Annotated in this window: 23 protein-coding genes; 15 read left to right on the forward strand and 8 right to left on the reverse strand. The window is 72.0% G+C overall.

The features are described from left to right. Positions 1-111: 111 nt before the first annotated feature. On the forward strand, positions 112-702 hold the full coding sequence (locus AB0I52_RS14300) for a GNAT family N-acetyltransferase (RefSeq protein WP_363072301.1): 591 nt from the start codon (positions 112-114) through the stop codon (positions 700-702). Between the two features lie 144 nt (positions 703-846). Next, a complete protein-coding gene (locus AB0I52_RS14305; protein ID WP_363072303.1) occupies positions 847-1,512 on the forward strand; it encodes an alpha/beta hydrolase family protein in 666 nt (221 codons plus the stop codon). Positions 1,513-1,531: 19 nt separating this feature from the next. On the opposite strand, the gene AB0I52_RS14310 is transcribed toward AB0I52_RS14305, so the two are convergent. Beyond that, positions 1,532-2,194, reverse strand: a complete 663-nt coding sequence (locus AB0I52_RS14310; RefSeq protein ID WP_363072305.1) for a pirin family protein — start codon at positions 2,192-2,194, stop codon at positions 1,532-1,534. Positions 2,195-2,318: 124 nt separating this feature from the next. On the opposite strand from AB0I52_RS14310, the gene AB0I52_RS14315 reads away from it, so the two are divergent. From AB0I52_RS14315 to fabF, 5 genes are all read left to right on the forward strand, one after another. Beyond that, complete coding sequence (locus AB0I52_RS14315) at positions 2,319-3,518, forward strand: helix-turn-helix domain-containing protein (RefSeq protein WP_363072307.1); 1,200 nt, start codon at positions 2,319-2,321, stop codon at positions 3,516-3,518. A gap of 89 nt (positions 3,519-3,607) precedes the next feature. Next, positions 3,608-4,522, forward strand: coding sequence for an ACP S-malonyltransferase (locus AB0I52_RS14320; RefSeq protein ID WP_363072309.1), 915 nt, complete (start codon positions 3,608-3,610; stop codon positions 4,520-4,522). 13 nt (positions 4,523-4,535) lie between these two features. Further along, positions 4,536-5,537, forward strand: coding sequence for a ketoacyl-ACP synthase III (locus AB0I52_RS14325; protein WP_363072311.1), 1,002 nt, complete (start codon positions 4,536-4,538; stop codon positions 5,535-5,537). Positions 5,538-5,601: 64 nt separating this feature from the next. After that, positions 5,602-5,850 (forward strand): acyl carrier protein, encoded by a 249-nt coding sequence (locus tag AB0I52_RS14330; RefSeq protein ID WP_362958562.1) that lies wholly within the window; start codon positions 5,602-5,604, stop codon positions 5,848-5,850. Between the two features lie 77 nt (positions 5,851-5,927). Continuing rightward, entirely contained in the window at positions 5,928-7,190 is a 1,263-nt protein-coding gene (fabF, locus tag AB0I52_RS14335) for a beta-ketoacyl-ACP synthase II (RefSeq protein WP_363072313.1), read from the forward strand. A 362-nt stretch (positions 7,191-7,552) separates the two neighbouring features. Here fabF and AB0I52_RS14340 read toward each other — a convergent pair whose 3' ends face one another. Then, positions 7,553-8,047: a DUF3145 domain-containing protein gene (locus AB0I52_RS14340; protein WP_363072315.1), complete on the reverse strand. Its 495-nt coding sequence runs from the start codon at positions 8,045-8,047 to the stop codon at positions 7,553-7,555. Positions 8,048-8,399: 352 nt separating this feature from the next. Between AB0I52_RS14340 and AB0I52_RS14345 the strand changes: the two genes are divergently transcribed. Both AB0I52_RS14345 and AB0I52_RS14350 read left to right on the forward strand, forming a co-directional pair. After that, positions 8,400-9,311 carry an SGNH/GDSL hydrolase family protein gene (locus tag AB0I52_RS14345; protein ID WP_363072317.1) on the forward strand — a complete coding sequence of 304 codons (912 nt, stop codon included), beginning with the start codon at positions 8,400-8,402 and terminating at the stop codon, positions 9,309-9,311. Between the two features lie 27 nt (positions 9,312-9,338). Further along, positions 9,339-10,340, forward strand: a complete 1,002-nt coding sequence (locus tag AB0I52_RS14350) for an aldose epimerase family protein (RefSeq protein WP_363072319.1) — start codon at positions 9,339-9,341, stop codon at positions 10,338-10,340. Positions 10,341-10,438: 98 nt separating this feature from the next. Here AB0I52_RS14350 and AB0I52_RS14355 read toward each other — a convergent pair whose 3' ends face one another. Next, on the reverse strand, positions 10,439-12,940 hold the full coding sequence (locus AB0I52_RS14355) for a glycoside hydrolase family 3 C-terminal domain-containing protein (protein WP_363072321.1): 2,502 nt from the start codon (positions 12,938-12,940) through the stop codon (positions 10,439-10,441). A gap of 162 nt (positions 12,941-13,102) precedes the next feature. On the opposite strand from AB0I52_RS14355, the gene AB0I52_RS14360 reads away from it, so the two are divergent. Further along, positions 13,103-13,735 (forward strand): TetR/AcrR family transcriptional regulator, encoded by a 633-nt coding sequence (locus tag AB0I52_RS14360; protein WP_363072523.1) that lies wholly within the window; start codon positions 13,103-13,105, stop codon positions 13,733-13,735. A 131-nt stretch (positions 13,736-13,866) separates the two neighbouring features. Then, positions 13,867-15,798, forward strand: coding sequence for an FAD-dependent oxidoreductase (locus AB0I52_RS14365; RefSeq protein WP_363072323.1), 1,932 nt, complete (start codon positions 13,867-13,869; stop codon positions 15,796-15,798). A gap of 3 nt (positions 15,799-15,801) precedes the next feature. On the opposite strand, the gene AB0I52_RS14370 is transcribed toward AB0I52_RS14365, so the two are convergent. The 3 genes from AB0I52_RS14370 to AB0I52_RS14380 all read right to left on the reverse strand — a co-directional run bounded on the left by AB0I52_RS14370 (position 15,802) and on the right by AB0I52_RS14380 (position 18,442). Further along, entirely contained in the window at positions 15,802-16,626 is an 825-nt protein-coding gene (locus tag AB0I52_RS14370; protein WP_363072325.1) for an EI24 domain-containing protein, read from the reverse strand. A 277-nt stretch (positions 16,627-16,903) separates the two neighbouring features. Next, positions 16,904-17,332: an organic hydroperoxide resistance protein gene (locus tag AB0I52_RS14375; protein ID WP_363072327.1), complete on the reverse strand. Its 429-nt coding sequence runs from the start codon at positions 17,330-17,332 to the stop codon at positions 16,904-16,906. Positions 17,333-17,422: 90 nt separating this feature from the next. Then, entirely contained in the window at positions 17,423-18,442 is a 1,020-nt protein-coding gene (locus AB0I52_RS14380) for an NADP-dependent oxidoreductase (RefSeq protein WP_363072328.1), read from the reverse strand. A gap of 146 nt (positions 18,443-18,588) precedes the next feature. Here AB0I52_RS14380 and AB0I52_RS14385 point away from each other — a divergent pair, with 146 nt between their 5' ends. Beyond that, on the forward strand, positions 18,589-19,038 hold the full coding sequence (locus tag AB0I52_RS14385; protein ID WP_363072330.1) for a MarR family transcriptional regulator: 450 nt from the start codon (positions 18,589-18,591) through the stop codon (positions 19,036-19,038). A gap of 14 nt (positions 19,039-19,052) precedes the next feature. Here the strand turns inward: AB0I52_RS14385 and AB0I52_RS14390 are convergent, their stop codons facing one another. Next, positions 19,053-19,880, reverse strand: a complete 828-nt coding sequence (locus AB0I52_RS14390) for a hypothetical protein (protein WP_363072332.1) — start codon at positions 19,878-19,880, stop codon at positions 19,053-19,055. Between the two features lie 78 nt (positions 19,881-19,958). Here AB0I52_RS14390 and AB0I52_RS14395 point away from each other — a divergent pair, with 78 nt between their 5' ends. From AB0I52_RS14395 to AB0I52_RS14405, 3 genes are all read left to right on the forward strand, one after another. Beyond that, entirely contained in the window at positions 19,959-20,525 is a 567-nt protein-coding gene (locus tag AB0I52_RS14395; RefSeq protein WP_363072334.1) for a hypothetical protein, read from the forward strand. A gap of 148 nt (positions 20,526-20,673) precedes the next feature. Beyond that, complete coding sequence (locus AB0I52_RS14400) at positions 20,674-21,711, forward strand: rod shape-determining protein (protein WP_362964501.1); 1,038 nt, start codon at positions 20,674-20,676, stop codon at positions 21,709-21,711. A gap of 21 nt (positions 21,712-21,732) precedes the next feature. Continuing rightward, entirely contained in the window at positions 21,733-23,316 is a 1,584-nt protein-coding gene (locus AB0I52_RS14405) for a GAF domain-containing protein (protein ID WP_363072337.1), read from the forward strand. On the opposite strand, the gene AB0I52_RS14410 is transcribed toward AB0I52_RS14405, so the two are convergent. Further along, positions 23,294-23,725, reverse strand: a complete 432-nt coding sequence (locus AB0I52_RS14410; RefSeq protein WP_363072339.1) for an Lrp/AsnC family transcriptional regulator — start codon at positions 23,723-23,725, stop codon at positions 23,294-23,296. The genes AB0I52_RS14405 and AB0I52_RS14410 overlap by 23 nt on opposite strands. Positions 23,726-23,840 lie beyond the last annotated feature (115 nt).

The following is a 23,840-nucleotide window of genomic DNA, read 5'->3' on the forward strand; positions in this document are numbered from 1 at the left end:
TGCAGATGTCGCAATCCACACCGAACCCGGAAGGCCCTCACTCGTTCAAGATCCCCAAGCCGTGGGATCCGTCACCAACCTCCATGGACAGAACAGCTAGTCTCCCCGGCCATGACCGAGATAGCGCGTGCCGCCGCATCCGACGTCCCGGCGCTCGCCGGCGTACTCGCCAGCGCCTACGCCGAGGACCCCGTCTGGTCCTGGCTGATGCCGCACGACCGGGACCGGCGGCTGCGGCTCCTGTTCACCGCGCACCTCGCCCAGCAGGTCCCGGCGGGGCGGGTGTGGACCGACCCGGACCGCACGGTGGCGGCGGTGTGGGCGGAGCCCGGACAGTGGAAGCTCCCGGCGAGCTACCTGCTGCGCAACGCGGGCACGCTGCTGCGAGCCGGGCGGGCTCAGCTGCCCAGGACCGGACTGCGGTTGCTCGCGCTGGAGCACCGCCATCCGGCCGACCCGGCGCACTGGTACGTCGAGTACATCGGCACCCACGCCGACGCGCGCGGGACGGGGCGCGGGTCGCAGGTGCTGGGCGGGCTGCTGGCGCAGGCGGACGCGGACGGGCGGCCGGTGTTCCTGGAGTCGAGCAATCGCCGCAATCTGACGTTCTACGAGCGGCACGGTTTCGTCGTGCACGAGGAGATGGCGTTCCGGTCCGGGCCGCCGATGTGGTCGATGTGGCGTCGGGACGCCGAGCGGTAGACGCCGACCGGCGGCCGGCCGAGGCCGGCGGCGCATCAAATCGGTGGCAGCCGCACCTTGTTCCGGTGACACTTGCCTCCGTCCCCGCACATGTCATCCGAGGCGGCGCGCCCCGACGCGGCGGCCTGAGCGAAGGAGAAACGCATGGCGACGTTCGTCCTCGTGCCCGGCGGCTGGCACGGCGCCTGGTCGTTCGAGACGGTGGTTCCGCTGCTGGAGCGTGCCGGTCACACCGTTCACGCCCTGACCCTGACCGGTCTGCGGCCGGACGACGACGCCTCGACGGTCGCGACCGCCAACCTCGACACGCACGCCGACGACGTACTGCGGCTCCTCGACCGCACCCGCACCACCGGGGCGACGCTGGTCGGCCACAGCTACGGCGGAATGGTGACCGCCGCCGCCGCCGATCGCGCCGGCGGCCGGATCGCACGGCTCGTGCACATCGACGCCTACGTACCGCGCGACGGCGAGTCGTGCTGGTCGGCAACGACCGAGCGCTACCGGGAGGCGTTCGCCGCCGGCGCCGCGAGCACCGGCTACGCGGTCCGGCCGCCGGACGGCATGGATTCCCGCACCCGCCCCCACCCCCTCGCCTCGTTCCTCCAGACGGTCCGGCTCACCGGCGCGCTCGACCGGGTCCCCCGCCGCGAGTTCGTCCACTGCTCGGGCTGGGAGGACCGGACGCCGTTCGCCGGACTCCGTACCCGGCTGAGGGCCGATCCCGGCTGGCAGGTCCACGACCTCCCCACCGGCCACGACGCCATGCACGAGGACCCGGAGGCGGTCGCCGCGCTCCTGCTCGGCTGACGCGGCCCGGTGAAGGCCCTCAGACGGCGCTGAACTCCCACACCAGCACTTCCGCCGCCGCCCCCGCCGCGACCAGTTCAAGACCCGTTTCCCCGGTGATCCGTACCGCGTCGCCCGCCGCCAGTTCCTCGTCGCCGAGCCGCACCCCGCCCCGCACCACATGGACGTACACGCCGGGCGCGTCCGGCACCGCCGTGCGCCCGCCCTCCCCCAGCCGGCGCACATGGAGCATCGCGCCCGCCTCCGGGAGGGCGTACGGGGTGGAGTCCGCGATGCCGGGGACGGTCGTGTACGAGGGCTCGCCGCCCGGCTCCAGCGGGGCGAGCCAGATCTGGAGGAAGGTCAGCGGGGCGTCCCCGTCGTTGCGTTCCACGTGCCGGACGCCGGCCGCCGCGCTGAGGTGCTGGACGTCCCCGGCCCGTACGACCGTGGCGCGGCCGGTGGAATCACGGTGGGTCAGCTCCCCCTCCACCACCCAGGTCACGATCTCCGTGTGGCTGTGCGGGTGCTCGTCGAAGCCCGCGCCGGGGGCGAGGCGTTCCTCGTTGCAGGCCAGGACGGGGCCGAAGCGGAGGTTGTCCGGGTCGTAGAAGGTGCCGAAGGAGAAGGAGTGCCGGGACTCGATGCCGGCCGCCTCGTCCCCGCCCCTGAAGCGGTCGCCCGAGCGACGTACGGAAATCACCCGCCCCACGGTAGCCCGCACCGGCGGGCCGGGGCCCTGGTCCGCCCGGCCACTACCCGGCGGTACGACCCGCGGACCGCCCCACCCCTCCGGGCAGCCGTCCGGATAGGGCAGTCTTGTGTCCGTGCCCCGACCCGATCCTGAGCAGTCCCCTGCGAACGACGCCCATCTCCATGCCGCGACCCTGAAGCGGCTGGAGCAGTCCTCCGGACGGCTGGCCGCGAACGCGATCGCCCGCATGGACGAGTCACTGCCGTGGTACCGGGCCATGCCACCGGAGAACCGGTCCTGGATCGGCCTGGTCGCCCAGGCCGGTATCGCCGCGTTCACCGAGTGGTTCCGGCATCCGGAGACCCCGCAGGCCATCTCGACCGATGTCTTCGGTACGGCTCCGCGCGAGCTGACCCGGGCGATCACGCTGCGGCAGACCGTCGAGATGGTGCGTACGACGATCGAGGTCATGGAGGCCGCGATCGACGAAGTCGCCGCGCCCGGCGACGAGTCGGTGCTGCGCGAGGCGCTGCTCGTCTACGCGCGGGAGATCGCCTTCGCGACCGCCCAGGTGTACGCCCAGGCCGCCGAGGCGCGGGGCGCCTGGGACGCCCGGCTCGAATCGCTCGTGGTGAACGCGGTGCTGTCCGGGGAGGCCGACGAGGGCGCCGTCTCCCGGGCCGCCGCTCTCGGCTGGAACTCCCCCGAGCATGTCTGCGTGCTGCTCGGGACGGCTCCGGACGGCGACAGCGAGCTGACCGTGGAGGCGATCAGGCGGGCCGCCCGGCACGCCAAGCTCCAGGTGCTGACCGGGGTGCTCGGCAACCGCCTCGTCGTCATCGCGGGCGGCAGCGACAACCCGCTCCAGGTCGCCAAGGCGCTGATCGGTCCGTACGCGGCGGGGCCGGTCGTCGCCGGTCCCGTGGTGCCCGACCTGCTGGCGGCCACCCGGTCCGCACAGGCGGCGGCCGCCGGGCTCAAGGCGTGCAGCGCCTGGCAGGACGCCCCCCGTCCGGTGCTCGCGGACGATCTGCTGCCGGAGCGCGCGATGGCGGGAGACCCGGCCGCGCGGGACCAGTTGGTAGAGGAGATCTACAGACCGCTCGAAGAAGCGGGATCTGCCCTCCTGGAGACGCTGAGTGTGTATCTGGAACAGGCGAGCAGCCTCGAAGGAGCCGCCAGGATGCTCTTCGTCCACCCCAACACCGTGCGCTACCGGCTCCGACGTGTGACAGACGTCACCGGGTGGTCCCCGTCGGATGTCCGCTCGGCGTTCACGCTGCGGATCGCCCTCATCCTGGGGCGTCTGGCCGACAGAGATCTCCAGTCCTAGACTTTTGTCGGACTTCAACAATTCCCCATACGGTTCTTCGTCCCTGTCCCCACGGGTGTTCAGGACCGTTCACAAGAGAGAGTGTGAGGGTGCTCGTACTCGTCGCTCCCGGCCAAGGCGCTCAGACGCCCGGCTTCCTGACTCCCTGGCTCGACCTCCCCGGTGCCACCGACCGCATCGCGGCCTGGTCCGACGCCATCGGGCTCGACCTCGCCCACTACGGCACCAAGGCCGACGCGGACGAGATCCGCGACACCGCGGTGGCTCAGCCACTGCTGGTCGCCGCGGGTCTGCTGTCCGCCGCCGCCCTCGACGCTTCACCTAGCGTCGTCGCAGGTCACAGTGTTGGTGAAATCACCGCAGCCGTGTTCGCCGGAGTGATCGGCGACGAGGCCGCCCTCCGTCTCGTACGCACCCGGGGGCTCGGCATGGCCGAGGCCGCGGCGGTCACCGAGACCGGCATGGCGGCCCTGCTCGGCGGGGACCCCGAGGTCACCATCGCGCACCTGGAGAAGCTCGGCCTGACCCCGGCGAACGTCAACGGGGCCGGTCAGATCGTCGCCGCCGGCACCGCCGCGCAGATCGCCGCGCTCGCCGAGGACAAGCCCGAGGGGGTGCGCCGTGTGGTGCCCCTGAAGGTCGCCGGCGCGTTCCACACGCACCACATGGCTCCCGCGGTCGAGCGGCTCCGCGAGGCCGCCGCGAGCCTGGAGGTCTCCGACCCGGCCGTGACATATGTCTCGAACGCCGACGGGAAGGCCGTCCCCACCGGTGCGGAGGTCATCTCCCGCCTGGTCGGCCAGGTCGCCAACCCGGTCCGCTGGGACCTGTGCATGGAGACCTTCAAGGAACTGGGCGTCACGGCACTGATCGAGGCCTGCCCCGGCGGCACGCTCACCGGTCTCGCCAAGCGTGCGCTGCCGGGCGTACAGACCCTCGCGCTCAAGACCCCCGACGACCTCGACGCGGCCCGCGCGCTCATCGCTGAGCACGCGGGCGCCTAAGGAGCCCGAGAGCATGTCGAAGATCAAGCCCAGCCAGGGCGCCCCGTACGCACGGATCATGGGTGTCGGCGGCTACCGCCCGACCCGGGTCGTGCCGAACGAGGTGATCCTCGAAACCATCGACTCGTCCGACGAGTGGATCCGCTCACGGTCCGGCATCGCCACCCGCCACTGGGCCTCCGCCGAGGAGACCGTGGCCGCGATGTCCGTCGAGGCGTCCGGCAAGGCCATCGCCGATGCCGGGATCACCCCGTCGCAGATCGGCGCGGTCATCGTCTCCACCGTGTCGCACTTCAAGCAGACCCCGGCCATCGCCACCGAGATCGCCCACAAGGTCGGCGCGGGCAAGCCCGCCGCCTTCGACATCTCGGCCGGCTGCGCGGGCTTCGGCTACGGTCTGACGCTCGCCAAGGGCATGATCGTCGAGGGCTCGGCGCAGTACGTGCTCGTGATCGGCGTGGAGCGGCTGAGCGACCTCACCGACCTGAACGACCGCGCGACGGCGTTCCTGTTCGGCGACGGGGCCGGTGCCGTCATCGTCGGCCCGTCCAAGGTGCCCGCCATCGGCCCCACGGTGTGGGGCTCCGAGGGCGACAAGGCCGACACGATCAAGCAGACCGTGGCGTGGGACACCTTCCACGCCGAGCGTCCGGAGAAGTTCCCGGCCATCACGCAGGAGGGCCAGGCGGTCTTCCGCTGGGCCGTCTTCGAGATGGCGAAGGTCGCCCAGCAGGCGCTGGACGCGGCCGGGATCGCCCCGGAAGACCTGGACGTCTTCATTCCGCACCAGGCGAACATGCGGATCATCGACTCGATGGTGAAGACCCTGAAGCTGCCGGAGCACGTCACGGTCGCCCGTGACGTGGAGACCACCGGCAACACCTCCGCCGCCTCGATTCCGCTCGCTATGGAGCGGCTTCTGGCGACCGGTCAGGCGAAGAGCGGCGACACCGCGCTCGTCATCGGCTTCGGGGCGGGTCTCGTCTACGCCGCGACGGTCGTTACCCTCCCCTAGGCACACCGGGTCTTTTCGGCCCGGACACCCGAACCCAGCAGATATACACCGAAGGAGCGCCAACATGGCCGCCACGCAGGAAGAGATCCTCGAAGGTCTCGCCGAGATCGTCAATGAGATCGCCGGTATCCCGGTCGAGGACGTCCAGCTGGACAAGTCCTTCACCGACGACCTGGACGTCGACTCGCTGTCCATGGTCGAGGTCGTCGTCGCCGCCGAGGAGCGCTTCGAGGTCAAGATCCCGGACGAGGACGTCAAGAACCTCAAGACGGTCGGCGACGCTGCCGACTACATCCTCAAGCACCAGGCCTGATCCAGCCGGTTCGTGTGTCGCCACCCGGCGGTGGCGCCGCTGATTCACGACCCTCTACACGTGGAGAAGATTTTCCAGTGAACTCGACCAATCGCACCGTGGTCGTCACCGGTATCGGCGCAACCACTCCGCTGGGTGGCGATTCCGCATCGACCTGGGAAGGTCTGATGGCCGGCCGTTCCGGCGTCAAGCCTCTCGAGGGCGAACGTTTCGCCGAACTGCCTGTCCGGATCGCGGCCCTCGCGGCCGTCGACCCGGGGGACGTCCTGCCCCGCCCGCTCGCCCGCAAGCTGGACCGCTCGGCGCAGTTCGCGCTGATCGCGGCCCGTGAGGCGTGGGCGGACGCGGGCTTCACCGGCAAGGCCGGTGAGGACGCCAAGATCCAGCCCGAGCGACTGGGCTCGGTCATCGCCTCCGGTATCGGCGGCGTGATCACCCTGCTCGACCAGTACGACGTGCTGAAGGAGAAGGGCGTACGCCGCGTCTCCCCGCACACCGTGCCCATGCTCATGCCCAACGGTCCGGCCGCCAACGTCGGTATCGAGGTGAACGCCCAGGCGGGCGTCCACACCCCGGTCTCCGCCTGCGCGTCGGGCGCCGAGGCGATCGGGTACGCCGTCGAGATGATCCGCACCGGCCGCGCCGATGTGGTCCTCGCCGGGGGCACCGAGGCGGCCATCCACCCGCTGCCGATCGCCGCGTTCGCCAACATGATGGCGATGTCCAAGAGCAATGACGAGCCCGAGAAGGCCTCGCGTCCGTACGACACCGCCCGTGACGGCTTCGTCCTCGGCGAGGGCGCCGGTGTCGTCGTCCTGGAGTCCGCGGAGCACGCCGCCTCGCGTGGCGCCCGGGTCTACGCCGAGGTGCTGGGCCAGGGGCTGTCCGCGGACGCCCACCACATCGCGCAGCCCGAGCCGACCGGGCGCGGTATCGCCGCGGCGATGCAGAACCTGCTGGACCAGACGGACCTGAAGCCGTCCGAGGTCGTGCACCTCAACGCGCACGCGACGTCCACGCCGCAGGGCGACGTCGCGGAGCTGAAGGCGCTGCGCAAGATCCTGGGCGACGACCTGGACCACGTCGCGATCTCCGCGACGAAGTCGATGACCGGTCACCTGCTCGGTGGCGCGGGCGGCATCGAGACCGTGGCGACGGTCCTGGCGCTGCACCACCGGATGGCTCCGCCGACCATCAACATCGAGAACCTCGACGACGCGGTCGAGGCGGACATCGTGCGGGACGCTCCGCGGCCGTTGCCGGAGGGGTCGATCGCGGCGATCAACAACTCGTTCGGGTTCGGCGGGCACAACGTGGTGCTGGCGTTCCGTAGCGTGTGATCTTTTTCTCGCTGTACGCGATGAAGCCCGCTTCCCTCACGTGGGGAGGCGGGCTTCACGCGTGACGCGGGCTGTTTCGGGGGCGCTGCCCCCGGACCCCCGCTCCTCAATCGCCGGAGGGGCTTGAATTGGCCGGCGAAGCCTGCTTTTCCGGATCGCGGGAGGGGCTTGAATTGGCCGGCCATCCCCTGCTTTCCGCGGAAAGCTTGACGGATCCACCGCCAGCCGAATCCCAGCCCCGCCGGCGATTGAGGCGAATCAAGCCTCTCCGGCGATTGAGGAGCGGGGTCCGGGGCGGAGCCCCGAAACCCAGCCCCGCCGGCGTTTGAGGCGCGGGGTCCGGGGCGGAGCCCCGGGAGGGGTCACACCACCTGGTGGAGCCAGCGGACCGGCGCGCCCTCGCCCGCGTGGCGGAACGACTCCAGTTCGTCGTCCCACGGCTTGCCCAGGAGCTTGGCGATCTCCGCCTCAAGGTCCGACTCCCCCCGCACCGACCGCGCCAGCGCGGCCCGCAGCCGGTCCTCGGGGATCAGGATGTCGCCGTGCATGCCGGTGACCGCGTGGAAGATGCCCAGCTCGGGCGTGGAGCTGTAGCGCTCGCCCTCCGCGGTGGGCGACGGCTCCGCCGTCACCTCGAAGCGCAGCAGATCCCAGCCGCGCAACGCGGAGGCGAGCTTGGACGCCGTGCCCGGCCTGGCCTGCCAGGAGAACTCGGACCGCCAGGTGCCGGGCGCGGCCGGCTGTCTGATCCAGTCGAGCTGGACCCGCACACCGAGGACACCCGCCACCGCCCATTCGACGTGTGGGCAGAGCGCGCGCGGTGCGGAGTGAACGTACAGAACTCCACGTGTCGTCACCGGGACCTCCAGTGTGGGACGAGGTTCGCCTTCCCCAGCGGCCTCGTGCCCGTAACATCTCTTTCCGGCCGCTTCCCGAGGTTGTCATCAGTAAACAGCATCGGGAGTTAATCTCCGGAAAAGGGACAGTATGTGACGTGAGGTGATGTTCGGAAGCCACCCGAGTGGAGCCGGACGGCTGAAAGAGCCACTGGTTCGACGGGGAAAAGCTACCGTGCTGCGGCGTCCGAGGTGTGACGTACCGTCGGTCCTGGGCCCATGATTCGCGCTGCGTTCACCCAGCGGGGCACGCGGGCCCGCCGACCGGTGCCAAGAGGGTTTGCCGGGGGCATGGACGGGAGGGGACCAGGGAATGCCGGATCGCGCCGTACGGCACCGCTCGCGCACCGCGCTGGCCGCGCTGGCCGCGTTGTCGTGTCTCGGTACGGCCGCGCTGGCCGGCTGCGACTCCGGGTCGGACCACACGACGAAGGGCGCGGCGGCCGGACACCCCTCCCCGGCGGCGGCCCCGCTCTGGGACCGCAGCCCGAAATCGATCGCGGCGGTCGGGGACTCCATCACCCGCGGGTTCGACGCCTGCTCGGTGCTGGCGGACTGTCCCGAGGTCTCCTGGTCGACCGGCTCCGACAGCAAGGTGAACAGCCTCGCGGTGCGGCTGCTCGGCGCCTCCGGCGCGGCGGACCGCAGCTGGAACCACGCGGAGACGGGCGCCCGGATGGCCCAGTTGCCCGAGCAGATGGCGCTGGCCGCGAAGGAGGACCCCGATCTGGTCACGGTGATGATCGGCGCCAACGACGCCTGCCGGGACTCGGTGCGGGTCATGACACCGGTGGCCGATTTCCGTGCGTCGTTCGAGGCGTCGATGCGGCAGCTGCGCAGCGCCGCGCCGAAGACGCAGGTGTACGTGTCGAGCGTGCCGGACCTGAAGCGGCTCTGGTCGACGGGGCGCGGCAACCAGCTGGGCAAGGAGATCTGGAAGCTCGGGATCTGCAAGTCGATGCTGGCCGACGCGGACGACATGAGCGCCTCGGCGGTGGCGCGGCGCTCGGCGGTCCAGGAGCGTGTGGTGGCGTACAACGGGGTGCTGGGCGAGGTGTGCGCGAAGGACGTGCGCTGCCGTTACGACGGCGGGGCGGTCTTCGACTACCGGTTCACCGGCAAGCAGCTCAGCCAGTGGGACTGGTTCCACCCGGGGCGCAACGGGCAGGCCCGGCTGGCCGAGATCGCGTACCGCAATGTCACGGCGGCCCGGCCCCCCGTGTGAGGCCCGGCCGGTCTAGAGTTCGTGATCATGGACACGGGTTCGAGCACGGCAGTGCGCACGGAAGACTTCGGCACCCTCGGGGACGGCACGGCCGTGCACCGCTGGACGCTGGAGCGGAACGGCACGCGGGTACGCGTGCTGACGTACGGCGGCATCGTGCAGTCGGTCGAGGTGCCGGACCGCGACGGCACGCGGACCGGTGTGGCGCTCGGGCTGCCGGACCTCGCCTCGTACCTGAAGTACACCGGGCCCTACTTCGGCGCCGTGGTCGGGCGGTACGCGAACCGGATCGGCGGCGCGGCCTTCGAGCTCGACGGACGGACGTGCCACCTCACGCGCAACGAGGGGCGCAACCACGTGCACGGCGGGGCACGCGGCTTCGACAAGCGCGTGTGGGACGCCCGGGAGGTCGCGGACGGGCTGGAGCTGTCCTTGGTCTCGGCGGACGGCGAGGAGGGTTTCCCGGGGCGTCTCGATGTCTCGGTGGCCTACAGGCTGGACGAGGACGGGGCGCTGCGGATCACGTACCGGGCGACGACGGACGCGCCGACCGTGGTGAACCTGACGAACCACACGTACTGGAACCTGGCGGGCGCCGACAGCGGCAGCGCGCTCGGCGCGCGGCTGCGGATCGCGGCCGGGCGGATCACTCCGGCCGACGCGGAGTCGCTGCCGACGGGTGAGTTCCGGCCGGTGGACGGGACCCGGTTCGACTTCCGGGAGCCGCGGCCCGTGACCAAGGGGTACGACCACAACTACGTGCTGGACGAGGGCGTGGCGGGTCCGGTGGCCGAGCTGTACGACGAGGTGTCGGGCCGCGTGCTGACCGTCACGACCACGGAGCCCGGTCTCCAGCTCTACACGGCGGACCACTTCGACGGGGAGCCGTTCGGGCCGTGCGCCGGAATCGCGCTGGAGACCCAGCACTTCCCCGACTCCCCGAACCGGCCGGAGTTCCCGAGCACGGTGCTGCGGCCGGGCGAGGAGTACGTGTCGACGACGGTGTACGGGTTCCCGGCGCCGCGCTGAGAGGGAGACGGACGCGGGACGAGACGGAGACGGTACGGGGAAGAGCCCCGGAGCGGGGTCAGGGACCGCTCCGGGGCTCTTCCGTACCTGGGAGCGGGTTACGCCTTGATCTCCGGCGCCTTGACCTCCACCGGTTTGATCTCCACGGGCGCCGTCAGCCGTACGTCGCCGAGCGAGTGGGCCGCCTGCACCTCGTACGTACCGGGCACGACGGTCCAGCCGTACGCCGTCTCGTCCCAGATCTCGTACGCGCGCCGCTCCAGCGGCACCGTCACCTCGACGCTCTGTCCGGGGGCCGCCTCGACGCGGCCGAAGCCGGCGAGGACCCGGGCCGGGCGTTCGACGGTGTCGGCGCGCGGGGCCAGGTAGAGCTGGACGGTCTCGGCGCCCGGCCGGGTGCCGGTGTTGGTGACGCGGACGGTGGCGGCGTCCGCGGTGACGGTGAGGGCCTCGTACGTCCAGCTGGTGTAACCGAGTCCGTGGCCGAAGGGGTAGGCCGGTGCGGTGCCGGCCTTCTCCCAGGCCCGGTAGCCGATGAAGACACCCTCGTCGTAGTGGAGTTCGCCGTCGGTGGGGGTGGTGGCCGCGACGGGTGCGTCGGCGAGGAGGGCGGGCCAGGTGGTGGGCAGCCGGCCGCCCGGTTCGGCGGCGCCGAGCAGGACATCGGCGAGCGCCGCGCCGCCCTCCTGCCCGGGGAACCAGGTGAGCAGCACCGCGGCGACGTCCTCGCGCCACGGAAGCTCCACCGGGGAGCCGGAGTTGACGACCACGACGGTGTTCGGGTTGACGGCGGCGACGGCCCGCACCAGGTCGTCCTGGTGGCCGGGGAGCCGCAGACCGGTGCGGTCGAAGCCCTCGGACTCGACGCGTTCGGTGGTGCCGACGACGACGATCGCGGTGTCCGCGGCGCGGGCCGCCTCGACGGCCTCCGCGATCAGCTCGCCGGGGTCGCGGCGCGGGCCGAGGTGGCAGAGCGAGAACGAGACGCCGGGGATCGGTGAGCCGGCGCCGAGGGTCTCGGGGAGCTGCCGGAGGGAGACCTCGACCGGTTCGCCCGCGGTGAGCGTGACCCGGCCGCGCTCCTGGGGGGTGCCGAAGAACGCCTCGCCCGGGTCGGCGGAGCCGCTGACGCGGTGCACCTCGTCGTAGAGCGCCGTGCCGGCGGCGGTGAGGGTCAGCGCTCCGGTGCCGCGGGTGCCGAAGACGTGCTCGCCGCTGTCGCGCGGGGTGAAGGTGCCGGTGATCTCGACGCTGTGCAGCGTCTCGTGGGTCACGCCCGCGGGCAGGTCGGTGCCGATCCACTGGACGGTGCCGGTGTGCAGCGGGGCCGATCCGATGACCGTTCCCGCCGCGTCGCGGCAGACCGCCTTGAGGGTGAACCCCTTGTCCGCCGGGGCGAGTTCGTCGTTCGGGTCGGCGCCCGTCCGGTAGTCGAGCACATCCTCGGGGAGCACCGCGAGCAGACCGTCGAGCGGGGAGACGATGTGGTGCGGGAAGACCTGTGCGGAGCCGCCGCCGAGCACCCGGGCATCGCGGGCCAGGGCGCCGCTGAGCGCGATCCGCCGGACGGCGGACGGGTCGACGGGGAGCGCGCCGCGTTCGTTGCGCAGCAGGACGAAGGAGCGGCGGGCGATCTCGCGGGCCAGCGCGTCCCCGTCGACGGCGGCCGGCCGGTCGGCCTCCGCGACCACGGGCGGGGCACCGTCCAGCACGCCGACGCGGGCGGCGAGCCGCAGTACGTTGCGCACCGCCGTGTCGAGGACGGACTCCTCGACCTCACCGGCCCGCACCGCGGCGGCGAGCGCCGCCCCGTACACCGTCCTCGGGCCGGGCATCGCGACGTCAAGACCGCCGGTGGCGGCCGCGACGGTGGAGCGGGCGGCCAGCCAGTCGGAGACGATGAAGCCGTCGAAGCCCCATTCGCCGCGCAGCACCTCGTTCTGGAGGTAGCGGTGCTCGGTCATCGTGGAGCCGTTGACCTGGTTGTAGGCGGCCATGATGCCCCACGGGTGGGCGTTGGTGACGATCCGTTCGAAGGGAGCGAGGTAGAGCTCGCGCAGGGCGCGGGGGCCGACGATGTTGTCGACGGTGAAGCGGTCGGTCTCGGCGTCGTTGGCGACGAAGTGCTTGACGGTCGTGCCGACCCCGCCCTCCTGCACCCCGCGCACATAGCCGGTGCCGATCTCCCCGGTGAGGTACGGGTCCTCGCTGTACGCCTCGAAGTGCCGCCCGCCCAGCGGGGACCGGTGCAGGTTCACGGTCGGCGCGAGCAGCACGTGCACCCCCTTGCGGCGGGCCTCCTGCGCGAGGAGGTGTCCGGCGCGGCGGGCCAGGGCGGGGTCCCAGGTCGCGGCGAGGGCGGTGGGCGAGGGCAGCGCGACGGACGGGTCGTCGGCGCTCCAGCTGACGCCGCGCACCCCGATCGGCCCGTCCGACATGACCAGGGACCGCAGTCCGACGGCGGGGAGCGCGGGCAGCGACCACATGTCCTGCCCGGCGAGCAGCCGGGCCTTGTCGTCGGGCCCGAGTGCGGCCAGGGCCGTTTCGGCGGCGGCCTCGCGGGCCGCCTCGGGGTGCGTGGGTGTGGTCGCGTCCGCCACGGCCGTACCTCCTCGTCGAGATCCTCTGCCGGATGTCTTCATGATGACCCTTGACCGGTAGAACGGTAGGGTTCGTTATCACTACGTAACATACAGGCATGCCGTACGGTCCTGGAGGAGGACCGTATGAGGATCGAACGTGGACCGGAAGGGGGCCGGGAGATGGTGCGGGCCAGGAGCGTGGAGCGGCGGGCGGAGATTCTCCGCGCCACCCTGGAGGTGATCGCCGAACGCGGCTACCGGGGCGCCACCCTGGGCGCGGTCGCGGAGCGGGTCGGTCTGAGCCAGCAGGGGCTGCTGCACTACTTCCCCACCAAGGAGGCGATGCTCGTCGCCGTCCTGGAGGAGCGCGACCAGTGGGACACCGGCGGCGGGCCCCGCAGCGACGGCGGCTGGCGGACCGAACTGCTCGGCTCGCTCGTCGAGTACAACGCGATGCGCCCCGGCGTCGTCCAGACCTTCTCGGCACTGCTCGGTGAGAGCGTCACGGAGGAGCACCCGGCGCGGGAGTTCTTCACCCGCCGCTACACGCAGGTCCGGGCGAGCACGGCGGCGATGCTGCGCGCCGAGTTCGGTGAGCGGCTGCCGGGCGGGCTCACGCCGGAGCGCGCCGCGCCGCTCCTGGTCGCGACGATGGACGGGCTTCAGTACCAGTGGCTGCTGGACCCGGACGCGGTGGACATGCCCGCCGCGTTCCAGGACTTCCTCCGGCTGCTGCGGCCCGACACCGCGCAGGCCGCGCGGCCGGAGTCCACGGACGCCTCCGACGCCGACCGCGATCCCGCCCACGGGTGACATGAGCTGCGACTACTCCAATAGGACAAGATCGCTGAGCGTCACCTGCGAGTGATTTCCGGGTTGTTTTCGGGTGGTCTACGCGCGTCCGTGCACGTGCGCCCCGTTTCGCGCCCCCCAGGGTGGGCCGAATGACTTCCAAGCCCGCCGGACCGAACTCCGGCCTGCCCTCCAGGCGCACCATGATCGCCGGTGCCGCCGCAGGCGCCTCCGCCCTCGCCGCGACCGCCATGACCCCGGCAAACGCCGCCGCGCCCGGCTCTCTCTCCGCCCCCGCCCCGGCGGCCCCCGGTTCCGACTGGGACGCCTGCCTGGGCGTCGCCCGCGCCATCCTCGTACGCGACGAGCAGGACGAGCCGCTGGTGCCGCACTACCGCGATGTCCTCCTCTCCAAGGGGCTGCCGCGCAGCCGCAAGGCACCCAAGAAGGTACTGATCATCGGCGCGGGCCCGGCCGGGCTCACCGCCGCCCATCTGCTCCGCAAGGCCGGGCACACCGTCACCGTGATCGAGGCCAACGGCAACCGGGTCGGCGGCCGGATCAAGACCTTCCGCAACGGCGGCCACGAGAACGCGAAGTCGCCCTTCGCCGACCCGAAGCAGTACGCCGAGGCCGGGGCGATGCGGATCCCCGACAGCCACCCGCTCGTCACCGGGCTCATGGACAGCTTCGAGCTGAAGCGCCGCCGCTTCTACCTCGTCGACGTCGACGAGGCCGGCCGGCCCGCCAACCACACCTGGATCCACGTCAACGGCGTCCGGATCCGCAAGGCGGACTACGCGAAGAAGCCGCAGGCGGTGAACCGTTCCTTCGGTGTCCCCGCCGAGTTCGAGGACAAGGCGGCCTCGACGATCGTGCGCGAGGCCTTCGCCCCCGTGCGCGCGGAGTTCGAGGGCAAGGAGGGCTCGGAGCTCGTCAAGGGCTGGGCACGGGTCATCCAGCGCTACGGCCACTGGTCGATGTTCCGCTTCCTGACCGAGGCCGCCAAGCTCGACGAGCGCACGATCGACCTCATCGGCACCGTCGAGAACCTCACCTCGCGCCTCCATCTCGCCTTTGTGCACAGCTTCATCGGGGCCTCCCTGATCAGCCCGGACACCGCGTTCTACGAACTGCCCGACGGCACCGCGACACTGGCCGACGCGATGTACGCACGGGTCAAGGACCTGGTGCGGCTGGACCGCCGGGCCGCCAGGATCAGCCACGGAGCCGACGGTGTCCGCGTCGAGACGGTGTCCGAGGGCCGTGACGGCAAGGTCGTGCGGGAGACGTTCACCGGCGACCGGGCGATCGTCACCGTGCCGTTCTCCGGACTGCGCCACATCCCGGTCACCCCCGCGCTCTCGTACGGCAAGCGGCGCGCGATCACCGAGATCCACTACGACGCGGCCACCAAGGTGCTGCTCGAATTCAGCCGCCGCTGGTGGGAGTTCGAGGAGAAGGACTGGAAGACCGAGCTGAACCGCATCCGGCCCGGTCTGTACGACGCGTACCGGCTCGGCAAGGCGCCGGCCGACGGTTCACTGCTGGGCGCGCACCCCTCCGTACCGGCGGGCCACCTGCCGCCCAACCAGCGTGTGCACTACGCGGCGTACCGCGCGACCGCCCGCGACCAGCCCGAGGCGGCGCACGTCATCGGCGGCGGATCGGTCACGGACAACGCCAACCGGTTCATGTACCAGCCCTCCCACCCGGTCGGCACGAGCAAGGGCGGGGTCCTCCTCGCCTCGTACAGCTGGGCCGACGACGCCCTGAAGTGGGACTCCCTGGACGACGACGAGCGCTACCCGCACGCCCTGGGAGGGGTGCAGGACGTGTACGGGCAGCGCGTCGAGGTCTTCTACACGGGGGCCGGCGCCACCCAGTCGTGGATGCGCGACACGTACGCGTACGGCGAGGCGTCCGTGCTGCTGCCCGGCCAGCACACCGAACTGTTCGCCGATGTGCGCTCGGCCGAGGGTCCGCTGCACTTCGCGGGCTGCCACACCTCGGTCAAGCCCGCCTGGATCGAGGGGGCGCTGGAGTCGGCGGTCCGTACCGCGCTGGAGGTGCACACGAGCTGAGGCTCAACCGCCGGCGGTGTGCGGCGGGGAGAGCGGCAGGGTTGTTCCCTCGCCCTCCCCGTCGTCCGCTGTGCCGTCGTCCGCTCCGCCGCCCTGTCCCACCAGTTCGCGCGCCAGCAGGGTCGCACCGGCGACGGCCCCCGGCATCAGGAACACGGCGACGAACGGGACCAGGAAGGCCAGGCCCAGCGGAACGCCGAAGCCGAGGATCAGCAGCCGGCGGCCGCGCAGCAGGGCCAGCCGGTCCTTCAGCACCATGCCGCGGCGCTGGAGCGCGACGGCGGTGAGCTCCTCGGCGAGGAAGTAGCCGGTGACGCAGAAGCCGATCAGCGGAACGACGGTCTGGCCGGCGACCGGGACGAATCCGAGGGCGAAGAGCAGCACGGCGTACAGGGCGACCCGGACCAGGATGCGCACGCTGTCCCGGGCGGAGATCCACAGCTCCCGCCAGAGCGGCAGCCCCGACTCGGGCACCTCGCCGCCCTCGGCCCGGTCGACCTCCTCGGAGAGCGACTCGTAGAAGGGCTGCCCGACCAGCAGCGTCACGGCGGTGAACGTGATCACCGCCAGGAACAGCCCGAAGGCGAAGACCAGCACGGTCAGGGTGGTGCGGAGCAGGCCCAGCCAGGGCGATGACCAGTCGTCGGCGAAGGGGGTCGCCCAGGCCGCCAGGTCGTCGGCCCCGTAGCCGAGGCCGACGAGCGCGCCCGCGTACACCACCAGGGTGATGAGGCCGGGGACCAGGCCGATACCGAACCAGCGCCCGTGCCGGGCGACCCAGCGCTGCCCGTTGATCAAATAGCCGAAGCCCGCTCCTGGATCACGCATGGCGTCAGCGTAACGGCGAGCCGCACGGCGGATTCCCGGCCCACTCCTTGCCTACGACACGGTGAAGCCGGCCCCGGTCTCCGCGGCCTCGACCGGCACCTGTTCCGACGAGTGACGCGACGGTGGTGCCGGGCCGAGAGCCGCTGCCGCCTGACTGAAGGGCATGACGCCCCGGGTCGACACCGCGTTCAAGAAGGCCGGCGACGCGGGCTGCCCCCTGGGGCTCCGTGTGCGGAGGCCCAGGGGGGCAGAACCCGTCTGCTCGTGGTGCCGGTGGTCAGGCGACCGACAGCTCGACCTTGATGTTGCCGCGCGTGGCGTTCGAGTACGGGCACACCTGGTGGGCCTTCTCGATGAGCGCCTGCGCGGTCGCCCTGTCGACGTTCGGGATGGTCGCCGTGATCGCGACCTCCAGGCCGAAGCCACCGGCCTCGGTCTTGCCGATGCCGACCGCGGCGGTCACCGTGGAGCCGGAGATGTCGGCCTTCTCCTGGCGGGCCACGACACCCAGCGCGCCCTGGAAGCAGGCGCTGTAGCCGGCCGCGAAGAGCTGCTCCGGGTTGGTGCCCGCGCCGCTTCCGCCCATCTCCTTCGGCGGGTTGACGACCACGTCGAGCTTGCCGTCGTCCGAGGAGACCCGGCCGTCACGGCCGTTCTCGGCGGTGGCGACGGCGGTGTACGCGACGGTGATGTCCTGAATGGTCATGACGTGTGAATCCTCCTGCTGATGCGCCGCGACTCGCGCCCACGATCGCGACGGCCTGGGATGAGCCTAACGGGTGCCCCTGCGGCCGTGTCAGCCGAGGGAAACGATCATCTTTCCGGTGTTCTCGCCGCGGAGCAGCCCGAGGAAGGCCTCGAAGCCGTTCTCGATGCCCTCGACGACGGTCTCGCGGTACTTCAGCTCGCCCGAGGCCAGCCAGCCGGCGACCTCCTGGACGAACTGGCCCTGGAGGTCGGCGTGATCGCCGACGAGCATGCCCTGAAGGCGCAGCCGCTTGCCGATGACCAGGGCGAGGTTGCGCGGCGCCGGGGTCGGCTCGGTCGCGTTGTACTGCGCGATCATGCCGCAGATGGTCGCGCGGCCGTGCACGTTGAACGAGGAGATCGCGGCTTCGAGGTGCTCGCCGCCGACGTTGTCGAAGTAGACGTCGATGCCGTCGGGGGCGGCCTCGCGCAGCTGCTCGCCGACGGGGCCGTTCTTGTAGTTGAAGGCGGCGTCGAAGCCGTACTCCTCGACCAGCAGCTTGACCTTCTCGTCGGAGCCCGCGGAGCCGATGACCCGCGAGGCGCCCTTGAGCCTCGCCAGCTGACCGACCTGGCTGCCGACCGCGCCGGCCGCGCCGGAGACGAAGACCGCGTCGCCCTCCTTGAAGGAGGCGACCTCGAAGAGGCCCGCGTAGGCGGTGAGCCCGGTCATGCCGAGCACGCCGAGGTAGGCGGAGAGCGGGGCGAGGGAGGCGTCGACCTTCACGGCGTGCTTGGCCGGGACGTCGGCGTACTCGCGCCAGCCGAGGCCGTGCAGGACGTGGTCGCCGACGGCGAACCCCTCGGCGTTGGAGGCGACGACCTCGCCGACCGCGCCGCCCTCCATGGGGTGGTCCAGCTTGAACGGCGGGGTGTACGACTTCACGTCGTTCATCCGGCCGCGCATGTACGGGTCGACCGAGAAGTGCAGGTTGCGGACGAGGACCCGGCCCTCGGCGGGAGCGGTGACCGGTGCCTCACGCAGCGCGAAATCCTCGGCCTTCGGCCAGCCGTGCGGACGGGCTACGAGGTGCCATTCACGGCTGGACGTGGGAAGTGCTGCAGACATGGGCTCGGTGTCTCCTCGATGTCTCGGGGTGGTGTCTCGGGGGAAGTACGGGAAGCCGTTCGACCGGAGCGGAAAAGCTTCACCATGTGAAACAACCATGCGCCTGGATATTTCATGTTGTCAAGTAACCGGCTATCCTGAGCGCCATGGCCACTCGTACAGACCCACTGACCCTCGAAGTCGTCGAGCTCATCGGCACCGTCGTGGCGCGCTACTACGAGGAGTACGAGGAGGCCGCGGCCGCACACAGCCTCACCGGTGCGCAGGCCCGGGTCCTCGGGCTCCTCTCCCTGGAGCCGATGCCGATGCGCAGGATCGCGCAGAAGCTCAAGTGCGAGCCGTCGAACGTGACCGGCATCGTCGACCGGCTGGAGGTGCGCGGTCTGGTGGAGCGTCGCCCCGATCCGGCCGACCGGCGGGTGAAGCTGGCCGCGCCCACCGAGAAGGGCACCCGAACGGCGCGGCAACTGCGCGAATCGCTCGACTTCGCCCGCGAGCCGCTGGCCGGCCTCTCCGACGCGGACCGTGCGGTGCTGCGGGATCTGCTGCGCCGGATGCTGGGCATGGACCCGCCGGCCCAGGACCCGGGTCTCTGAAAGTCTCTAGAACCTCAGCAGAACCACAGGAACCAGCAGCCGCCCGAGTCCGAGGGGGTCGGCTCCGGGGTGGGTGTCGGCGTCGGCGTCGGGGTGGGCTGCTCGGGGACCGGGGGCCGCGACGGGGCGTCGCCCGTGCCGCCGCCCGTGCCGCCGCCCGTGCCGTCGTCCGGCTCCGAGGGATCGGCGGACGGGGTGACGGGCGCCTCGGACGGCGGGGCCGACACCTCCACGGCGGCGGCCGGGGCCGAGGTGACGCCTTCGGGGCGCGGGGCGCCCGTACCGGCGGCGCCGGAGGGGTGCGCGTCGGTGGCCGGGACCACCGAGGGGCTGCCCGCGGGAGTCCGCACCGGGCCGGGCGGCGCGGCGGCGTCGCTCGTCGTGGGCTCCGGGGCGGGCGCGGTCGTGACGGACGTCGATTCGCGTACGTAGTCCGAGGCGCCGTCGCCGCCGTCCGGCTCGGCCGCCAGCTCGGCCAGGCTCAGCGCTCCGGCGGCGAGGACCACCCCGAGCAGCGCCAGCAGCACCGTACGGCCGCGACGGCTGCGGGCCCGGCGGCCCCGGCGCGGCCGGGTCCCCGGCTCCTCGCCCCGGGGCGGCCGACGCGAACCGTGCCCACCGTGCCCTGCCGGGGCGGCGGCGCGCCCCGTCCGGGCAGCGTCGCGCTCCCGGCGGCGCCGGCCGCCGGGGCGGGACGGCGCGGCCCTCTCGTCCCGCGCGTCCGGTTCGTGGCGGAGGGACGCGGGCACGGCGTAGTGGCTCAGCGCCTCCGCGGGGGTTCCGCATCCGGCGCAGGCCAGGGCGCCGTTGAGATGCCGCTGACAGGGGTGGCAGTAATCCATGGCGCCCGCAGATTAGATGCCCATCGGACAACAGAGAAAGCGGTTCAGGTGAGGATCCTGTGTGGAAGCGTGGATTCCATGACCGCTGCCACGCCTTTCGGCCCCCGCGAGTTCCAGCTTGTCCTGTTGCGCCGGATGGCCGACCATCAGCCCGGCCTCGTCGAGGACGCCCGGCACGAACTGAGCGCCACGCTCGCCGAGATGCGCGAGGCCAACCGCCGCTGGCAGGCCATGGCGCGGGCGCCGGGAGGGCGGGGTTCGTTGCGCCGCTACCGGTCCGTGCTCGGCGAACCGGAGTCGTCCCTGCGCCGCACGGTCGGCGATCTGGAGTGCGACGCGCTGCTGTGGCCGGTGCCGCTCTGGCCGGATCTGCGGTTCGAGGTGATGGCCGGACCCGGCGGGGCCGTGTGGAACGAGTGGCTGGTGCGGGCCCCCGGCGCGGCCGCCCCCGCCCTGGGCACGGCCGAGGATCTGCGCCCCTGGTCGTGCACCGTGGACGAGGTCGCGCGGGCCTTCGCACCGGCCCGCCCGATGGAGGGCAGCGCACCGACCCGCTGGGCGCTCGCGATCACCGCCCCGGCCACCGGCGAACCGTACATCGCCGAGTTCACCTGGGGGCTGTTCCAGCGACTGCTCCCCCGCTGACCGGACCGCGAGACCGTCCGCCGACGAGCCGTCAGCTCCGTACTCCCTACGGCGCATCCCAGCGCGCACAACGCCTCCCACCGGCGCACGATACGGAGAGAGCCGGCTGCCCGTCGGTACCCCCATCTGCGCTCTCGGGAGACCCGCCGTGACCGTCAGCCTCGATCAGTTGCGCCGTTGCCATGTCGCCGTCGACCTCGGGGCCGCCCGGACCCGGGTGTACGTCAAGGGGCTCGGACTCGTCGTCGACGAGCCGAGCGCCGCCGCCGTGAACACCCGTACCGGATCGCTCATCGCCGTCGGCGCGCTCGCCGAACAGATGACGGGCCGCACCCCGGACTACATCCGGGTGGTCCGTCCGGTCTCCGGCGGAACCGTCGTGGACATCGAGATGGCCCAGCGCATGCTGCGCCAGCTGCTCGGCGAGAAGCTCCGCCGGCAACTGCGCCGCAAGCCCCGGCTGCGAGCCGCCGCCTGCACCCCGCACGACAGCGATCCGCTCGCCCAGCGGGCCGCCGTCGAGACCATGGTCGGCCTCGGCGCCCGTCGCGTCGAGCTGGTCGACACCCTGATCGCGGCGGCCGTCGGGTGCGGACTGCCGGTCGAGCAGCCGACCGCCACCATGATCATGGTGTGCGGGGCGGCGACCACCCAGATCGCGGTGCTCTCGCTCGGCTCGATCGTGACCGCCGTACGCATCCCGATCGGCGGCGACGCGATCGACCACGCGGTGATCCAGCATCTGCGCCAGTACCACGAGCTGATGCTGCCGAGCCAGTCCGTACGCCCCTTGCAGCTGGCGCTCAGCGGCAACGGCCTCACCCCGCACGGCCCCGCCGTGACCGAGATCCACGGCCGGGACGTGGCGACCGGTCTGGCCCGCTCCGTGCAGGTCGACACCGCCGCCGTGCGGCAGGCGATCCACCGCCCGCTGACCTCGGTCCTGGACGGCCTCGGCAAGGTGCTGCGGGACTGCCCGCCCGACCTGGTGGCCGACCTCGCCGACTGCGGGATCATGATGGTCGGCGGCAGCGCGCTGCTGCCCGGCCTGGACCAGATGCTGCGCGACGCGACCGGCATGCCTGTGCACATCGCCGAGCGGCCCGACGTCTGCTCCGTACTGGGGCTCGGCGCCATGCTGGACGGCAAGATCCGTCCGATGGTCCTCGACCCGCTCTCCTGCTGAGTGCCGCGGGTCGTACGGCGGATGACCGACGAACCACGCGACGCGGCACCCCGCGGAAGGATCCCGCAGACGCCCCGGCTGCCGATGCTCCTGGAGGCGGTGCTGAGCGTCGGCAGTGATCTCGAACTGCGGGCCACCCTCCAGCAGATCATCGACACCGCCACCGCACTCACCGAGGCCCGCTACGGCGCCCTGGGCGTGCTGGACCCCGAGCGCGGCAAGATCAGCGAACTGTTCGTCTCCGGGCTGAGCGACGCCGAACGGGAGGCCATCGGCGACTTCCCGGACAGTCACTCGGGCATGCTCGGCGCGCTCATCGACCAGTTTCGGCCGCTGCGCTCCGACGACCTCACCACCGACCCGCGCTCCACCGGGGTGCCGCCCGGCCACCCCGCGATGCACTCGTTCCTCGGCGCCCCGATCCGGGTGGACGACGAGGTCTTCGGGAACATCTACCTCACCGAGAAGAGCACCGCGCACTTCACCGACACCGACGCGGCCCTCCTGCGGGTCCTCGCCTCGCAGGCCGGAATCGCGATCGGCAACGCCCGGCTGTACGAGACGGCCCGGCAGCGGGAACGCTGGATCGAGGGCGCGGCCGCGGTCACCAACACCCTGCTGACCGGGGAGAACGCCGCCGACGCCCTGATGACCGTGGCGGAACGGGCCAGGATCCTCAGCGACGCGGCGGCCGGGGTGATCCTCCAGCCGACCGAGGAGGGCGGGATGGAGATCGTCGCCGCTTCCACGCTCGACGACCCGGCCGGCCTGGTGGGCACCACCATCGCGCCCGATGCGCCGGTCCTGGTCCAGCTGCTGGGCGGCGAGCCGGTCTTCCTGGAGGACTCGGCGACCGATCCCCGGATGACCACCCACGTACGGTCCAGGTTCGGCCCCAGCATGATGCTGCCGTTGCAGAGCGGCGGGCGGCTCATCGGCACCCTCGCCCTGCCCCGGCGGCGCGGCGCCCGCCCGTACACGGCCGTGGACCGGCTGCTGGCCTCGCAGTTCGCCTCGCAGGCCGCGCTCGCGCTGGTCCTGGCGGACGCCCAGCACGACCGCGAGCAGCTCGCGGTGTACGAGGACCGGGACCGGATCGCCCGCGACCTGCACGATCTCGTCGTCCAGCGGCTGTTCGCCACCGAGATGATGCTGGAGTCGACCCGCCGCCGGGCCGGCACCGGGGAGACCGACGAGCTGCTCGGCAGGGCCGTGGACGAACTGGACTCCACGATCCAGGAGGTGCGGACGACCATCTTCGCCCTCCAGCAGCCGCCCGCCGAGGCCCCCACCACCTTCCGAGGTCAGGTGCTGCGGGAGACCCGGGGCGCGGCCGCGGTGCTCGGTTTCCAGCCGTCGGTGCACTTCACCGGGGCGGTGGACGCCCTCGTGCGGGAGCCGGCGGGCGGGCAGCTGCTCGCCGCGCTGCGCGGGGCGCTGGCGGCCGCGCACCGGCGGGCCGGGGTATCGGAGATCGAGGTGGAGGTCGATGTGACCGCCGTGCTGCCCGACGGCCGGGCCGCGGTCCGGCTGACGGTCGGCGACGACGGGCGGGAGCGGGACGGATCGCGCCCGCCGGCCGTCATTTGGCAGGCGCCGCTCTGAGCGCGACCCTGGTGCTGGAGTGGGCGACGCCCGCCTCCCGCCTGAGTCTGCGCAGCAGGGCGTCCAGCGCGGCGGTGTCGGCGGCGGTGGCCCGTACGAGATAGTCGTGCCCGCCCGTCACGTGCACCACTTCGGTGATGCCGGGCAGCGTCAGCACCGCCCGCTCGAAGACCTCGTTGGTGGTGTCCATCCGCAGGGTCACATCGATGAAGACGACGAGGCCGGTCCGGGTGTCGGCGGCGGGGTCGACGATCACGGTGAAGCCGCGGATGACGCCGTCCCGGCGCAGCCGCCGCACCCGGTCGGCCGCGGCGTTGGCGCTGAGCCCGACCCGGGCTCCCAGATCGTGGTACGAGAGCCGGGCGTCCTCCTGGAGAACGCCGAGGATTTCCCTGTCCAGACGGTCCATACCGCGATTGTCTCAGCTTTCGGGCATTTACGACTTCGGGGGCATACCGTTCCCGGCCCCGGAGGGAGCACGCCGAGGGGCCGGTAACCCGCTTCCGTCCGCGGTCACGGACGAA

Source organism: Streptomyces sp. NPDC050423, assembly GCF_040655445.1.
Lineage (GTDB): Bacteria > Actinomycetota > Actinomycetes > Streptomycetales > Streptomycetaceae > Streptomyces.

Coding starts and splice junctions, on each gene's coding strand:
- AB0I52_RS14300 (WP_363072301.1), top strand. CDS start 112: ATGACCGAGATAGCGCGTGCCGCCGCATCCGACGTCCCGGCGCTCGCC.
- AB0I52_RS14305 (WP_363072303.1), top strand. CDS start 847: ATGGCGACGTTCGTCCTCGTGCCCGGCGGCTGGCACGGCGCCTGGTCG.
- AB0I52_RS14325 (WP_363072311.1), top strand. CDS start 4,536: ATGTCGAAGATCAAGCCCAGCCAGGGCGCCCCGTACGCACGGATCATG.
- AB0I52_RS14330 (WP_362958562.1), top strand. CDS start 5,602: ATGGCCGCCACGCAGGAAGAGATCCTCGAAGGTCTCGCCGAGATCGTC.
- AB0I52_RS14345 (WP_363072317.1), top strand. CDS start 8,400: ATGCCGGATCGCGCCGTACGGCACCGCTCGCGCACCGCGCTGGCCGCG.
- AB0I52_RS14350 (WP_363072319.1), top strand. CDS start 9,339: ATGGACACGGGTTCGAGCACGGCAGTGCGCACGGAAGACTTCGGCACC.
- AB0I52_RS14360 (WP_363072523.1), top strand. CDS start 13,103: ATGGTGCGGGCCAGGAGCGTGGAGCGGCGGGCGGAGATTCTCCGCGCC.
- AB0I52_RS14365 (WP_363072323.1), top strand. CDS start 13,867: ATGACTTCCAAGCCCGCCGGACCGAACTCCGGCCTGCCCTCCAGGCGC.
- AB0I52_RS14370 (WP_363072325.1), bottom strand. CDS start 16,626: ATGCGTGATCCAGGAGCGGGCTTCGGCTATTTGATCAACGGGCAGCGC.
- AB0I52_RS14375 (WP_363072327.1), bottom strand. CDS start 17,332: ATGACCATTCAGGACATCACCGTCGCGTACACCGCCGTCGCCACCGCC.
- AB0I52_RS14380 (WP_363072328.1), bottom strand. CDS start 18,442: ATGTCTGCAGCACTTCCCACGTCCAGCCGTGAATGGCACCTCGTAGCC.
- AB0I52_RS14385 (WP_363072330.1), top strand. CDS start 18,589: ATGGCCACTCGTACAGACCCACTGACCCTCGAAGTCGTCGAGCTCATC.
- AB0I52_RS14390 (WP_363072332.1), bottom strand. CDS start 19,880: ATGGATTACTGCCACCCCTGTCAGCGGCATCTCAACGGCGCCCTGGCC.
- AB0I52_RS14395 (WP_363072334.1), top strand. CDS start 19,959: ATGACCGCTGCCACGCCTTTCGGCCCCCGCGAGTTCCAGCTTGTCCTG.
- AB0I52_RS14405 (WP_363072337.1), top strand. CDS start 21,733: ATGACCGACGAACCACGCGACGCGGCACCCCGCGGAAGGATCCCGCAG.
- AB0I52_RS14410 (WP_363072339.1), bottom strand. CDS start 23,725: ATGGACCGTCTGGACAGGGAAATCCTCGGCGTTCTCCAGGAGGACGCC.